9 protein-coding genes are annotated in these 14,363 nt (G+C 56.9%); 6 read left to right on the top strand and 3 right to left on the bottom strand.

Annotation, left to right across the window (positions count from 1 at the left end):
• Positions 1 to 233 precede the first annotated feature (233 nt).
• The gene (locus IPM61_09775; GenBank protein ID MBK8911602.1) at positions 234 to 734 is read left to right on the top strand and encodes a DUF4870 domain-containing protein; all 501 of its coding nucleotides are present in this window, start codon (positions 234 to 236) and stop codon (positions 732 to 734) included.
• Between the two features lie 367 nt (positions 735 to 1,101).
• On the opposite strand, the gene IPM61_09770 is transcribed toward IPM61_09775, so the two are convergent.
• The 3 genes from IPM61_09770 to IPM61_09760 form a co-directional block, all read right to left on the bottom strand.
• Positions 1,102 to 3,201, bottom strand: a complete 2,100-nt coding sequence (locus IPM61_09770) for a thioredoxin family protein (protein MBK8911601.1) — start codon at positions 3,199 to 3,201, stop codon at positions 1,102 to 1,104.
• A gap of 233 nt (positions 3,202 to 3,434) precedes the next feature.
• Positions 3,435 to 3,797 carry a hypothetical protein gene (locus IPM61_09765; protein MBK8911600.1) on the bottom strand — a complete coding sequence of 121 codons (363 nt, stop codon included), beginning with the start codon at positions 3,795 to 3,797 and terminating at the stop codon, positions 3,435 to 3,437.
• A gap of 57 nt (positions 3,798 to 3,854) precedes the next feature.
• Positions 3,855 to 5,012 (bottom strand): branched-chain amino acid aminotransferase, encoded by a 1,158-nt coding sequence (locus IPM61_09760; GenBank protein ID MBK8911599.1) that lies wholly within the window; start codon positions 5,010 to 5,012, stop codon positions 3,855 to 3,857.
• A gap of 189 nt (positions 5,013 to 5,201) precedes the next feature.
• Between IPM61_09760 and IPM61_09755 the strand changes: the two genes are divergently transcribed.
• From IPM61_09755 to IPM61_09735, 5 genes are all read left to right on the top strand, one after another.
• Positions 5,202 to 6,143 carry a Cof-type HAD-IIB family hydrolase gene (locus tag IPM61_09755; protein MBK8911598.1) on the top strand — a complete coding sequence of 314 codons (942 nt, stop codon included), beginning with the start codon at positions 5,202 to 5,204 and terminating at the stop codon, positions 6,141 to 6,143.
• A gap of 53 nt (positions 6,144 to 6,196) precedes the next feature.
• A complete protein-coding gene (locus IPM61_09750) occupies positions 6,197 to 8,512 on the top strand; it encodes an HDIG domain-containing protein (protein MBK8911597.1) in 2,316 nt (771 codons plus the stop codon).
• A gap of 253 nt (positions 8,513 to 8,765) precedes the next feature.
• On the top strand, positions 8,766 to 10,730 hold the full coding sequence (locus IPM61_09745; protein MBK8911596.1) for an outer membrane beta-barrel protein: 1,965 nt from the start codon (positions 8,766 to 8,768) through the stop codon (positions 10,728 to 10,730).
• Positions 10,731 to 10,960: 230 nt separating this feature from the next.
• Positions 10,961 to 12,622 (top strand): T9SS type A sorting domain-containing protein, encoded by a 1,662-nt coding sequence (locus IPM61_09740; protein ID MBK8911595.1) that lies wholly within the window; start codon positions 10,961 to 10,963, stop codon positions 12,620 to 12,622.
• A gap of 73 nt (positions 12,623 to 12,695) precedes the next feature.
• On the top strand, positions 12,696 to 14,315 hold the full coding sequence (locus IPM61_09735) for a T9SS type A sorting domain-containing protein (protein MBK8911594.1): 1,620 nt from the start codon (positions 12,696 to 12,698) through the stop codon (positions 14,313 to 14,315).
• Positions 14,316 to 14,363: the final 48 nt, after the last annotated feature.

Here is a 14,363-nt window from a genome sequence, read left to right as displayed (position 1 = left end):
AAAAATGCCAACTTTGCGGCGGCAAGAGGGGGGCGCAGAGCGGCGCAGAGGCAACATAGGGGTAACGCCAGCCAAGAGTATGCGAAGAGTATGAACGGAAAAGAATGGCTGGGCGGCGGTAGGCCACAAAGGAGCGCAGGCGATGGAGGGAAGAACCCGGCGAAACCTTTCAGGGGATAGGCGCGAACAGCACGCGCAAAACCACGCGACAACAGAATCAAGACCGAATAGAAATGGACATTACCGAAGGGCTAAAAAAATTGCAGCAGCTTCACCTTGCCGGCGGCCTGACCGATGAGGAGTACGCGCTGGCAAAACAAGCATTGTTCACCCACGTGGAGACGCGAACGGAAAGCGAGAGCCTGATGATGATGGACATAGATGACGACATCATCACCGACCCGGAAACCCAACGCTGGGGGATGTTCTTGCACCTTTCGATGCTGACTGGGTTTGTTATCCCGTTCGCCGGCTTCATCCTCCCATTTATCATTTGGCAGACCAAGAAAAATGATCTGCCAGGAATCGAGGCCCACGGGCGGAATGCCGCAAACTGGATCATCTCGCAGGTCCTCTACTATGCCGTCTTTGGGATACTCAGTTTCATGCTGATCGGCATCCCGTTCCTTGTGGTCGTCTTTGTTCTCAGCATCATCTTCCCCATCATCGCCGGGGTGAAATCCAGCAATGGCGAAGTCTGGAAGTACCCGCTCAGTATCCGTTTTTTGAAGTAGTGCCCACGCCAAAGAAGCCAGTACAAAAAACAGCAGCGCGGCAACTGCGCAGTACGTCGGTATCCCTAAATCCTTGTACTTGCAGCTGCCGCGTGCTTCGTTGGTCGGGCTGGCAGCGCCTGGCCCTCACGGACTCTCCCTCTCTCTCCCCTTTCCTCTCGCTCCCTCTGGACTCTCTCTCTTTCCAGATTCACACACTCTCTCCACCTCTTTCTCTCTCTCTAAAAAATTCTTTCGGAAGGGAGATACGAGGCCGTGCGGCAATTGGATTTTTTGCAGGGATCAGAACAAACAGAACGCCCGTTTCCTCACCAAGAAGGAAGCGGGCGTTCGGCAATTACTTAGGAAGCAGCTTGGAAGTTGGGACCTACTTTTGGGCAATCCCTTCTTTGCCAACCAACCCTTTTTTCAGGAACCCGATAAACTCCTCCGGCGCGGGGCGGCCGTCAACACCCATGGTGGCCAACACTTTGTCGTCGGGGGTGATAAGCGCGTAGTAGGGGAGCGCGAAAGTTTTGAACCGGCCAATCAACATCTCGCGGTTCCGCTTGCTGGCCGAGTCCTTGCGGTCGGTGTAGAGTTGGACCAGGACGTAGTTGCTCATCAATGTTTTCACATCCTGGCGGGGGAACATATTCTTCTCCATCCAGCGGCAGTTGGTGCAGAAGATGCCGGTGAAATCCACGAAGATCGGTTTGCCGGTCTGGCGCGAGACCTTCACCGCTTGGTCGAAGTCATCCTCAATCCACTTGATGCCCGCAACGTCGTGGGTTTCCCCCCCAGCCGTCGCGCTGCTGCCGGAAGCTGGCAGCGTGTTGGCCATTTCCTCGGTGACGATTGCCAGCAAGGAGGTGTTCCCTTTGCCCGGATATTCCTGCGGCGGAATGAATGCATCAATATCCCCCAGCCGCCCGCCAAACAGGCCGGTGCCGAACCATAATCCAACGGTGAGGAATCCAACGGCAACCACTGCGCGCATTGGGCCAACTTTCTCCACGGGGGAATCGTGCGGAAGCTGGAACCGGCCAAGCAGGTACATGGTGGTGATGATTGCAATCGCCACCCACAACGCCAAGAAGACTTCGCGAGTAAGGATTCCGGAGCTGTAATAGAGGTCCACGTTGGAAAGGAACTTGAAGGCGAAGGCAAGCTCCAGAAAACCCATCACCACTTTCACCGAGTTCAGCCAGCCGCCCGACTTCGGCAGCGATTTCATCAACGCCGGGAACAGGGCAAGCAGGAAGAATGGGATCGAGAAGGCAAAGCTGAACGCCGCCATTCCCATCAGCGGCCACAGCCACTCCCCTTGCGTCACGCCAAACAGCACCGAGCCAACAAACGGGACGGTGCAGGTGAACGAGGTCAGCGTAAACACCAGGCCCATCAGCAGAATCCCGCCGATGCTGTTCCCTTGCTCGTTGGCGGTGCGGTTCAGGCGGTTCAGCACCGAGGTCGGGATTTGAATCTCGAACATTCCAAACAGGCTAAGGGCCAGCGCAAGGAAGATTCCGGCAATCACGATGTTCACCACCGGGTTGGTGGCGATGTCGTTCACGCCGGTGACACCAAAGATCAAGGAGACCAGGAAGCCAAGCCCGGTGAACGTCAGGATGATGCCCAACGCATACACCGTGGCATCGCGCAGGGAGCGGCGGCGGGTGGTTTGGGTTCGTTTGGTGAAGAAGGAGACGGTGATCGGGATCATCGGATAGACGCACGGAGTAAGCAGCGAGCCAAGCCCGGCAAGGAACGCACGGATCAGATACCCCAGCAGCCCTTCTTGCTCATCGGTCTCTTTGGCCGCAACGCTGCTTCCTTCTTGCGGCGTTCCGGTTGTTGCCCCGCTATCCCCGGTTGAAGGAGTTGCTTGCGCCACGGCGGCGGTATCGGTGGTTGCAGGGACCGCAGCGGTGTCGGACTTGGCGGCGGTGTCAACCGCGGCCAGTGGCGGGGTGGTGGCGGTGTCGGCGGTGTTGGTGGTGTCCTCCGCCACCTCCACGGCGAAGCTCAGTTTCACATCCGTTGGGGGGATGCAGCGGGCATCGTTGCAGGTCATGAAATTGACGTTCACCCACCCGTTGGTTTTCCCGGGCTTCGCGGATTTGGCAATCTTCACCGGCACGGTGAACGTCACCCCTTTTTCCCAGAACTCCGTGGTGTCCTCAAAGTTTTCATCATACCCACGAATCGGTTTCCGGTCGGCACGGACCCCACCGTTCAGGGCAAACGCCCCTTTCTCACCAACGGTAAACTCCGTTGGCGAAGCCCCAGCCGTCTTGGTGGAGTACAGATGTTCTTTGGGGACCAGCGTGGCTTGCAGCTTCACGTTCACCACCTCCCCGGGTTTCCCTTTCAGGGTTGGGGTAAGCATTTTCCACGTGATGCTGTTGTTGGTTTGCGCCAACGCAGCCGCCGTGGCAAACGTCAGCAATGCAAAAGCAAGCGAGAGTATGCGGAACCGTTTCATAGGCCTATCTATGTTGGGAAAGGAAGTTGCTTGTTCGGAGACAGAGGACAGTAGATAGAGGAAAATACAGGATACCGATTGCCCAACGCCAGCAATTCATTGCCGCTGCAAAAAAAAGAGACGGGAGAGGAGTGGGAAGGCAAGGGAAGCTGGCGGGATTGCGTCGCCAACAGCGCGTGGGTTTCGCGGAATCGTTTGCTTCAGCCCTCTCCACCGGTTGGTCCCTTATCAGCTTAGCATTGAGTTGAGCAATCTGGCAATGTTTGTTGGAAGTACTCAATCACCATTCGCGCATCGTTGATGGGGTTGTCCGAGGCCTGCTCCCCCCTGGCGATGTTTCGTGGGCCGCCAAGAAGACGGGCAGCGGCGGCACGGATTTCATCCGGCAGTTCGGGATGCAGCTGCACCCAGCGGAGGTTCGCCATTGCGTGCGGCCCGGGGTCCGTTGGCAACGCAGCCGCAACCGTTTGCAGAAACGCGCCAACCCCTCGCCGTGCCGAGACGCGCGCCCGCCCCATGTTCCCAATGCTCATGGCCGCAGCTGCGTCGCTCAGCTCAGTTTCGGCACGCGCCACCGCTGTGGCAAGGGAGTTCATAGTCCTGCAAACGATTGCTGGTTTTTCCGGGATTGTTGGCCGTGCTTGCGCCGCAGGTTAGGTTTGGCTGTTGACAATGCTGTTGACAATGCCGACCTCGTTAGCTTCCGGCGTGGCGTAGTGGTTTCCATTGCCGTTGTTTGCGGCGGCGTGCGGCTCCACCAAGGTTAGCCAGTTGTGGGTGTCGGGGATTTCGCCGTATTGGATTCCGGTGATTGTGTCGTACATCCGCTGGCGGATCGAGTTGGGGCGCTCGTTGATGATGAGTGCTTCCCCCTTGTAGTTCAGCTCCCCCACCGGCGAGATTGTTGCGGCGGTCCCGCTGCCGAACACCTCCTGCAAGGTTCCGGAGCGGCTGGCTTCCACAACTTCATCCATGGTGATTGGGCGTTCTTGGAAATGGAGGTGCCACTCGCGTGCAAGCTCAATCACGGAGCGGCGCGTGATCCCGTCAAGGATAGTTCCATTCAGCGGCGGGGTAATCAGAACATCATCAATCACAAAGAAGATGTTCATGGTCCCGACCTCCTCAACAAACCGATGCTCCTTTGCATCCAGCCAAAGGACTTGGTCGAACCCTTTGGCCTTCGATTCCTCGGCAGCAAGCAACGATGCGGCATAGTTCGCGGCGGTCTTGGCTTCGCCCAGTCCGCCAAGCGAGGAGCGGGAGTAGGTTTCTTCAACGTAGATTCGCGTTGGGGCGGTTCCTTTGGAGTAGTAGCTTCCCACCGGCGAGCAGATCACATACATCAGATAATGGTCCGCAGGGCGAACGCCCAGGACGTTATCGGCAGCGATCAGCGTGGGGCGGATATAGAGTGCGGTTCCCCGTTGTTTCGGGACCCAGTTCCGGTCAAGGTCCACCAGCGTTTCAATGGCTTCGGCAACGTCGCTGGGGTGGAACAGCGGCATCCCCAACCGCTCCGCCGAACGGACAAATCGGTCCATGTGATCCAGCAAACGGAAGATATGAATCGAGCCATCGGGGCGGGCGAATGCTTTCAGGCCTTCGAAGATTGATTGGCCGTAGTGAAGCGTTAAGTTGGCGGGGTCCAGAAGGAACGGGGTGTATGGGGCAATCCGCGGCGTATGCCATCCCGATTCGGGGGAATGATCCATCAGGAACATCTGGTCGGTAAAGTACTTACCGAACCCCAACGCCTGTGCGTCGGGCATGGCCTTTGGCTGAGTTGTGCGATGAACAGTGATTTGCATGATTGCTCCTGGGCAGAAACCTACTGTGAGTTACGGCGGATTGGTCAATAGAGGCGTTGTAAATATAGGCATATAGGGCGTAGTTTCCCCCGGCATTGAACAACTTCGTACGCACCGTTCCCAACCGCCGAAAACGCTAAAAATTTAGCGTTTCTTCGAATCTCAATCCTTTCATCAACAACTTTTTATATGCTCAACACTATCGCCAGAAAACTGTTTGGCACCGGCAGTAGCGACCGCCGATTGCTGAACGCACGCGCCATTATCTGCGATCTTGACGGAACGCTGCTGAACCGCGATGAGATGATCGGCGCGGAGACTTCGGCGATGATTTCCGCCTTGCGTGCGGCGGGAATCGCATTCATTCTTGCCACCCGCCGCCACCACCAAGCCGCCGAACCCTACGCCGATCTGCTCCATCTTGACACCCCCATCATCTCCTTGGATGGGGCGATGATCTCCCTGCCCCATCAGCAATCGCCCATCTTCACCGCCGATTTCGATCAAGAATTTGCCCGCGACATTTTGGAGGAGATTGAGCAAACCGGCGACGCACAGTTCTGCGCCGTCACCCCCAACCACCTATTCGTCTCCGATGTGAATATGCCGCTTCCGGTGCAGCACCACCATTGGAATATTAGTACCGTTCCGGTGCGTTCGGCGGCCCAGGTCCAGGGGGCGATTATCGAGGTGATTGCCACCGGGGGATACCACAACGTCAATGCCATCTACAGCTACGTGGAAGCGAAGATGAAGAAAGGGGAGCTGAAAATCCGATTGTACGAGTCGCGCTCGCGCCACCAATCGTGGTTTCTGGAAGCGCGGCCCAGCAATGCCAGCAAGCAGATTGCTGCCGAACACGTTGCGGCATCGGCGGGGTTTGCCATGAAGCAGGCAATCGCTATCGGCGATTACTACAACGATGTTGAGCTTTGCCGCAAAGCCGGATTCGCGGTGGCCATGCAAAACGCCGTGCCGGAACTGAAACAGCTGGCCGACTACGTCACCAAACGCTCCTGCCTTGATGATGGCATTGATGATTTCCTGAACATCCTGATGGCCGCGCGCGGGCTGCAAAGCGTGATTGGGTCCCAGCCAACGGAACCCCAGCAACGCCAGCGGTCGCGGTGACGTGACGGTGCGGGTCCTTGCCAATTTCCAACAACCGACTTCTCACAACTGCAATGTCTGAACACCAGCGCAAAGCACCATTCCAGCAACGCAAGCCGAACGACCACTCGCAGGAGCAAACCGCGGCACTGCGGTGGAACCCCTGGGTTCGCTACGGGCTGCTTGCCGCCACCACCGTGGCGATTGCCCTGATGTTCCCAGGGTCATCGCTTGTCCAGGACCGCTACGAAGTTGGCTCCATTTGGTACGGCGACACCATCCGCGCACCGTTCGCGTTCCCGTTGTACAAGGATGAGAAGGATTACAAGCGGGATACCAAGCGTGCCGCCGATAGCATCCTTCCGGTGTACGTCCCCACCGGGTTCACGGCGGTGCGGATCGAGGACACCCTGCGGAAAACGGTGGCCGCGATTGCCGCAAGCCCATCGCCACCGGGCTTCCTATCGGAACGTTCCAAAGCCTTCCTTGCGCAGCTTCCCACGGGGAACCCGCAGCTTCCTGCAAGCAACGCAAGGCTTCCCATCCTTACTCGCATTGGCGATGCGTTGGTGGCGGGGGTGAACGCTCCATACAGCGCGGGGGTAATCAGCACCAACAAAGCGGAGGTCCCGCAGGAGCGATTGCTCATCCGCCGCAGCGAAGTCTATGAGGAAGCGTTGCCGATCAATGCCCTGTACGACAGCCTAAGCGCGTTGCAAGTGGTGGAAGCAGGGCTGGCCCGGACGCTAACCCCGGAGGAAGCCGCGTTTGCGGTGGATGTCTTCATTTCCGTCTATCAACCAACATATCAGTACGACCCCAGGCTCACCGAAGAAACGCGCCGCGACGCGGTCACCAGCGTCCCAATGACGCAAGGGATTGTGGCCGAAGGGGAACTTATTGTTGCCACCGGAAGCAAGATCACCGAAGCAACCGCGCTAAAGTTGGGAAGCTATCAACGCTCGCTTCAGCTTCGCGAGGTGGATGAGAAGCCGCTGCGCCAGATTGGCGGGAACCTGCTGTATGTCATCATCCTGATTGGGATGGGCGCGCTGTTCCTGATAAGCTATCGCCCCCGAATCTTCCACGACAATCTTCAGCTTGGCATCATCTGCGCGCTGTTGCTGGTGATTGCGCTGATGGCCTTCGTCACCATGATGATCCGCAGCACGTTGCCGCTGGAGTTCCTGATCCTTCTCCCATTTTTCGCGATCATCATCTCCATTCTGTTCGACTCCCGCACGGCGTTCCGGTGGTTGGTGATTGGGGTGCTGGTGGTGGCGGGGATCCGGGGGAACGATTTCACCATCGCCATTGCTGGGCTTGCGGCCGGGGTGCTGGCAATCTTCACCGTGCGCGACATCAAAAGCCGCACGCAGCTGTTCCGCTCCATCGCCTTCTCGATGCTGGGCTACACGATTGCGATTCTGGCATTGGGCCTTGAGCGTGCCGACAGCCTTGCCGATATGTCGCTGCAGTTGGGCTTTGCGGCAATCAACGCCGTCATCTCACCAGTGCTGACGTTTGGGGTGATTCTGCTGATTGAAAACCTGTTCAACATTGCCACCGATTTGAAGCTGCTGGAGTACGACGACCTTAACCACCCACTGCTTCGGGCACTTGCCGACAAGGCCCCCGGAACCTACCAACACACCCTGACGATTGCACGGCTTGCCGAAAGCGCGTCGGTGGCAATCAACGCCAACCCGTTGCTGGCAAAAGTTGGAAGCTACTTCCACGACATCGGCAAAATTGGCCGCGCGGAATACTTTGTGGAAAACCAGATGCAGATGGGGAACAAGCACGACCGAATCAAGCCGGAGATGTCCGCACGGATGATCCGCGAACACGTGATTGCGGGGATGGAACTTGCACGCCAGTACAAGCTGCCACGGCGCATTGCCGACTTTATCCCGATGCACCACGGGACCACCCTGATCCAATACTTCTACGACAAAGCAAAGGAGACGAACCCCGGCGTTGCTGAGGAAGATTTCCGCTACCCAGGGCCGCTTCCCCACTCGCGCGAGACGGCGATTGTGATGCTGGCCGATGCGGTGGAGGCCACCACGCGTTCGCTGCCGAACCCAACGCCAAAAGCTATCGAGGAGACGATTGACCGGATCATCAAAAAGCGATTTAGCGAGGGCCAGCTTGACCACTGCGAGCTGACGTTAGCGGACCTGAACCGGATAAAAACTGCATTCCTGAAAAACCTGATTGGCATGAGCCACCCTCGGGTTCAGTATAAACCGGAGCAGCCCCAGGCCCCGCCCGCCGAAGAGGTGGCGCAGAAGGCCAAACGCGCCGCACGGCAGGAGCCGGTGATCCCCTACATTGACGACGCGTTCGGGAACTTGGACGGCGAGGAAGAACACCGCACCAGCTAATCTGGAATCGCGACGCACCCCTTGCTTACGTTCGGCTGTATCGCCCCAAATGGGCGGTTTCCCATTACACTTTGCACGAGAAATTCTTCCTGTTTAATCGGGGCTTAGGCTTATACTTCGGCAGCGATTGTATCATTATCAGAGTGAGGAACGCACATACGCATTGTTCACCGCAGTACGATGCCCGGCCATGTTGCGCTGGGCACAAAAATCCTTCCAACGGAAATTCATTCATCAAGACAGGAGGAATGGAATGAAGCATCTGAAGCGTTATCATGTTGCCATTCTGCTGGTGGCAGCAATCCTTGTGGCAACGCCCGCCCACGCGCAGCAAACCGGTCCCGACGAACGTTGGGGAAACTGGTGGTACGGGCTGTTCGGCGGGGCAAATATCAACATGGTGGGGGGCAGTGGGCTTATCGCCCGCGACGGCACCCAAAGCCTGGACAAAGGCTCGGGGTTGGGCTTGGCATTGGGGGGGCTTCTGGAATACAATCCCGGGTCGCTTCTTGGGTTCAATCTTGGGATTGGCTACGATAACCGTGCTGTGGATTTCGACCAAGTTGCGGGAACGGCGCGGCTGCTTCCCGACACCACGCTTCGCCCGTTCACGCAAAGCCTGAGCGCAAGCCCGGCGTATATCTCCATCGAGCCATCGCTGCGGGTGAACATCGTCAACCGTTTCTTCCATGCCATTGTTGGCCCCAGCTTTGGCATCAACGTGGCGAAAGGCTCGGAAGAATCCGTCACCTTCTCCAACCCCGACACAGCGTTCAGCAGCAGCCCGGAGCTTGCGAACATCCGCAGTTTTATCATTGGCGCACAGCTTGGGTTGGGATACGACATCCCGCTGAAAGGCCCGGGAACCGGAACGCAGATTTTGCTGACCCCGTTCGCACAGTTCCGGCTTGGATTGCAGAACCTTCTGGACCCCGCCGACACGGACCCCAGCGAGTTCAAACAGAACACCGTCCGCGCCGGAATCGCCCTGAAGTTCAGCAGCGTTCCGCCGTTGCCAATTGATGAGCTGAAGCCAGGCGAAGCCGACTTTGTGGTGAACGCGCCAAGCGTAATCCCGGGAACCCGCCGCATCAACGAGACGTTCCCGATGCGGAACTACGTCTTCTTCGATGCCGGCTCAACCGACATCCCTGCCCGCTACAAACGCCTTGCCGGTGTTGATGCTGGAAACTTCCGTGAGGAGCAACTGATTAAGCCCGGGGCCGAGACCGGCGGCGGGAACGATCCGTTGGTAACGCGCTCGCGCCGCCAGATGGAGGTTTATTACAACGTGCTGAACGTTTATGGGGACCGGCTGCGCCGCAATCCGTCGGCAACCGTCAAGCTGGTTGGTTCGGCCAACGGTGATGCCAACGCAGGGAAACAGATGGCCGAGAAGGTGAAGAGCTACCTAAACTCCACCTTCGAGATTGCCCCCGAACGGATCACCACCGAAGGGCGTGCAATGCCAACCATTCGCAGCGGAAGCGGGTCCACACAAGGTGAGGATAAGACGCTGGTGGATGCCGAGAACTACCGCGTGGAATTAATCGGCACGCCGGACGAGATGAACAAGCCGGTTTTCATCAACGCTGTTGAGAAAGACCCGGCGCAGGAGGTGATCCTGCGCGTTGCCTCCAGCAGCGACATCGCCATGTGGACCGCCGAAATCACGGACCGCAACGGGGCAACCAAGAAATACCAGGGGACCGGCGATCAGATTCGGATTGATCCGAAGGAGCTGCTGGGTGGGGGAACCGAGGGCCGCTACACCGCGAAGGTGACGATCTCCACAAAGAATGGCGAGACGATCACGCCGCCGGCGAAGGAGTTCCGTTTGGTGGTGGACCCAGACGAGGAAGAGGTGGCAACGCGCTACTCCATCTTGTTCGAGTTCGACCAATCGAAGACGATGGAAACCTACAAGGACTTCCTGGTGAACACGGTTGCGCCCGCGGTTCCCGATGGAGCAACGGTGATTATCCACGGCCACACCGACATCACCGGAACACCGGAGTACAACGACAAGCTGTCGCAAGGCCGCGCCGAGACCGCGCAGAAAATCCTGACCGAGGAGCTTCAGCGGCAAGGGAAGACGGTGACGTTCGACACCTACGGTTTTGGCGAGGACGAGCGGCGCGCGCCGTTCAACAACAACCTTGCCGAGCAGCGTTTCTACAACCGCACCGTGGTGATCGAGATTGTGCCACGCCGGTAATTGGCCACAAGCCCAGCAAACAAACAACAACAAGAGCGGCCCGCCAGATTGGCGGGCCGCTCTGCTATCTATCCCCGCCGAATTGGCGTATTGGAGGCCCGAAAAAAACAGGGTGAGTTGGCAAGAATGTTGCGATGGAGGGTGAGAAGTTTCCGCCCGATCAGTGTCTTTATCAAGAGCAACCATTCGCGTAAGTTCCTGCGAACTTGAAGCCTGTTTCGGAGATTACCATGAACACCAAAACCACCATCGTTCTCCTGCTCCTGCTTGCCGCAACAAGCACACTACTCCACGCCCAATCCAGTGATACCATCCTCCCCAATCCCAACGCCGTTCTCCTTCGCAAAATCTGGATGATTCGCGGCGAGACTACTGGACCCAATGCTGGTGGAATGGTCGGTGATGGAGCCGGAACTCTCGGTGATCTCAACGGAGACTCCCTGACCGACTTCGCTGTCAGATCCGCGAAAAACGGCCAGTGGCACATCTACTTTGGTGCTGATCCCGCCCCCGACACCACCTCACAATGGTCTTGTAAATCCCCAGGTGGACTCGATCAACCCGTCATAGGCGACTTCTGGGGAAATCAACAAACTCATATCGGCTTCCTCCAGTACCGTAAAGGTGATACCAACAACTCTTCCCAAGTCTTCTTTCAGTTGTACTTGTTCGCCGACTCCGGTGCCACGCTGGCAACCCAACCAACGATCATCCTTGACCCAGAAGCGACAATGGAGAAAGGGTTGCTGTTTGTTCCCCATGATATTGAAGCCCATAATCTCGATCACCAAACAGGAGATGAGTTAGTCGTTACCACGCCGGTCACGCTGCGGAACAAGCAGCGGAGCACCAACGCAGAACTCTGGTTCTTCAAGGGAGGTCCCGACTTCCAAGTCAACCAGCCCACCAAGATCATCGTTGACCCAGACGAAAACGATGACAGGGCCTACAGCACCGCCTTCGCCGACTTTGATGGCGACCACTTCCTCGACATGGCCATTGGATGTGGATACCCATCGGGACCAAAACTCAAAATCTGGTACGGACGCGATGGCTCGCCGTGGAACTGGAACTCTACTCCCGATCGTGTTATCCACCTCTCAAACAACATCGGACTCAATACCCCTCTCACCTTCGCCGACTACGACGGCGATTCCTTGCTCGACTTCGCCGGACAAGTCTGGGTCGGACCTCAAGCCGGTGTCTATCTCTATCTCTCACGATCTGACAAAGGATTCCGTAACCGTTCCTTCTCCCTTGACGATGCTGACAAAACCTTCCTCAGCACCACCTACTTCCTGCGCGGTCCACTTGGACCGATGAACGATCCCACCCACACCTTCGATATGTTCTCCGTCATCGGACAAAATCCCGCGTTATTAGCCTTCTCCGGATCACGCAATGGACCTGACCTCACCAACGAGGCTTGGTATTCCGAAGGTGTCGTCGCGAACATCTTCTACCAGCTCCACCCCTTGACCGATTGCAATGGTGACGGATGGAGTGACGTTCTGGTCAACGATCCCAAGTGGTGGGGATTCGATCAAGGCATTGCCGTCATCCTTGCTGGTGGTCCCTACATTCCACACGATGACCCTACCGTGGATGTTCAGCAACTCCCAGCAGAAGGAAAGTTCAACGCTATTTCACTCTGGCCGAACCCTGTGCGTGACCAACTCAACATCGCTTGGCATGGAGGGCTGAGTTTGCCGCCAGCTCGCATTGCCATCCACGATCTTACCGGAAGGCTTGTTGCCAGCGGAGCCACCGACCCTTCGGTTGGGGCAGCCGTCTGGCACGCCGATGCGGTGGCTGATGGGACGTACTTCCTTACGTTGTACGACCGCAATGGGGCAGTTGTGGCCAGCAGGCTGTTTAGCAAGCAAGAATGATTCCGCAGTGATGGCTATTGCCGTGACACCCCATTGCGTACGTTCAGCACGAAAGCATTACTTGGAGATTACCATGAACACCAAATCCACCATCGTTCTCTTTCTCCTGCTTGCCACAACAAGCACACTACTTCACGCCCAATCCTCCGATACCATCCTCCCCAATCCCAACGCCGTCCTCCTTCGCAAAATCTGGATGATTCGCGGCGAGACTACTGGTCCCAATGCTGGTGGAATGGTCGGTGATGGGGCCGGAACACTCGGTGATCTTAACGGAGACTCCCTGACAGACTTCGCTGTCAGATCCGCGAAAAACGGCCAGTGGCGATTCTTCTCCGGTAAGGCTCCTGCGCCTGATACCCTCCCATTCTGGGTCTTCGATCATACCAGTGCTGAACTCGGCAGGCCCATCATCGGTGACTTCTTCGGCAATGGACACCCCCTCGTCGGTATTTCTCAAGACAGTTGTCGGTTTACGACTTCCACCATCTGCTATTATCGCTTGCGATTGTTCCAGCCACAACCCAACGGTACCATTCCCGATACAGCATTGCTGAATCTCCTGACAAACGTTCAGCCATGTGTGGATGTTCAAGTCGGCAACCTTGACAGCGTACCAGGCGATGAATTGGTGTTAGCCTATTACTGCTACACGCCAGAGCTATGGATCTACAAAGGTGGTCCAGACTTTCAGGTAAGAACACCAACGTATCGCTTCAAGGAAGAGGAAGAACTGAGAGTTGGGACAAGGTACAGCGTTCAACTAGCTGATCTTGATGGAGATCGCCGAATGGACATGGTTATTGGTGGCCACTACTCAAGCGGAACCAAACTCAAAATCTGGTACGGACGCGATGGCTCGCCATGGAACTGGAACTCTACTCCCGATCGCGTTATCCATCTCGCAAACAACATCGGACTCAATACCCCTCTCACCTTCGCCGACTACGACGGCGATTCCTTGCTCGATTTCGCCGGACGAGTCTTCGAAATTCAAAACCCAGGTACCTATATCTTCCTCTCCTCCTCCGGCAAATCCTTCCGTAACCGATCCTTCGCTCTCGACGATGCTGACATCTATTTCCGCACCTCACTCTATGGACCGCTCGGCAGCGTTGGATACCTCAATGACCTTCGCCATGAAATGCTTGCGCTCTACGGACCAAAACCCAGACCCCTCTTCTTCTCGGCAACCGACAACGGCATTGACCCCTTCTTCGATGCCTACTTTGCTGGTGGACTCGAAGAAGAAATGGCCTACAAAATCCGAGTACCCCTTCGGGATTGCAACGGTGATGGTTGGGGGGACCTGCTGGTAACCGATTGGAAATGGTGGGGATTCGATCAAGGCATTGCCATGATCCTTGCTGGCGGTCCCTACATCCCCAACGATGATCCCTCTGTGGATGTTGAGCAACTCCCAGTAGAAGGAAAGTCCAACGCTATCTCACTCTGGCCTAACCCTGTGCGCGATCAACTCAACATCGCTTGGCATGGAGGGTTGAGCCTTCCGCCAGCTCGCATTGCCATCCACGATCTTACCGGAAGGCTTGTTGCCAGCGGAACCACCGACCCCTCGGTGGGGGCTGCCGTTTGGCACGCCGATGCGGTGGCTGATGGGACGTACTTCCTTACGTTGTACGACCGCAATGGGGTGGTTGTGGCCACCAAACTCTTCAATAAGCAACGATGATTTTGATGCAGCCATTGAGGATGCATGGCACAATACCAAGCCAGGGTA

It is taken from the genome of Chlorobiota bacterium (assembly GCA_016710285.1).
Taxonomy (GTDB): Bacteria; Bacteroidota; Ignavibacteria; order OLB7; family OLB7; genus OLB7.
This window is presented reverse-complemented; position numbering and strand designations above follow the sequence as displayed.

Excerpts from the sequence above, each read along its gene's own strand:
- IPM61_09775 (MBK8911602.1), top strand. The coding sequence starts at position 234 with ATGGACATTACCGAAGGGCTAAAAAAATTGCAGCAGCTTCACCTTGCC.
- IPM61_09770 (MBK8911601.1), bottom strand. The coding sequence starts at position 3,201 with ATGAAACGGTTCCGCATACTCTCGCTTGCTTTTGCATTGCTGACGTTT.
- IPM61_09765 (MBK8911600.1), bottom strand. The coding sequence starts at position 3,797 with ATGAACTCCCTTGCCACAGCGGTGGCGCGTGCCGAAACTGAGCTGAGC.
- IPM61_09760 (MBK8911599.1), bottom strand. The coding sequence starts at position 5,012 with ATGCAAATCACTGTTCATCGCACAACTCAGCCAAAGGCCATGCCCGAC.
- IPM61_09755 (MBK8911598.1), top strand. The coding sequence starts at position 5,202 with ATGCTCAACACTATCGCCAGAAAACTGTTTGGCACCGGCAGTAGCGAC.
- IPM61_09750 (MBK8911597.1), top strand. The coding sequence starts at position 6,197 with ATGTCTGAACACCAGCGCAAAGCACCATTCCAGCAACGCAAGCCGAAC.
- IPM61_09745 (MBK8911596.1), top strand. The coding sequence starts at position 8,766 with ATGAAGCATCTGAAGCGTTATCATGTTGCCATTCTGCTGGTGGCAGCA.
- IPM61_09740 (MBK8911595.1), top strand. The coding sequence starts at position 10,961 with ATGAACACCAAAACCACCATCGTTCTCCTGCTCCTGCTTGCCGCAACA.
- IPM61_09735 (MBK8911594.1), top strand. The coding sequence starts at position 12,696 with ATGAACACCAAATCCACCATCGTTCTCTTTCTCCTGCTTGCCACAACA.